The organism is Secundilactobacillus silagei JCM 19001 (genome assembly GCF_002217945.1).
Taxonomy (GTDB): domain Bacteria; phylum Bacillota; class Bacilli; order Lactobacillales; family Lactobacillaceae; genus Secundilactobacillus; species Secundilactobacillus silagei.
Window position 1 is genome coordinate 1 of the sequence record NZ_BCMG01000057.1, and the last position, 252, is coordinate 252.

The 252-nt window shown below is 47.6% G+C and carries 1 rRNA gene; it reads left to right on the forward strand.

From position 1 onward, the window contains the following. A 23S ribosomal RNA gene (locus CES79_RS12530) occupies positions 1-252 on the forward strand; the annotation flags it as partial.

A 252-nucleotide genomic window follows, 5' to 3' on the forward strand; every position in this document is an offset into this window, starting at 1 on the left:
AGTCGATGATTAATGCTTAGTGAATACATAGCTAAGTATTGGCAGACGTGGGGAACTGAAACATCTAAGTACCCACAGGAAGAGAAAGCAATTGCGATTCCCATAGTAGCGGCGAGCGAAGTGGGAACAGCCCAAACCAGGAAGCTTGCTTCCTGGGGTTGTAGGACTGAACATTTGAGTTACCAAAGCAATGAATAGTCGAACGGTTTGGGAAGACCGGCCATAGCGGGTGATAGCCCCGTAGACGAAATT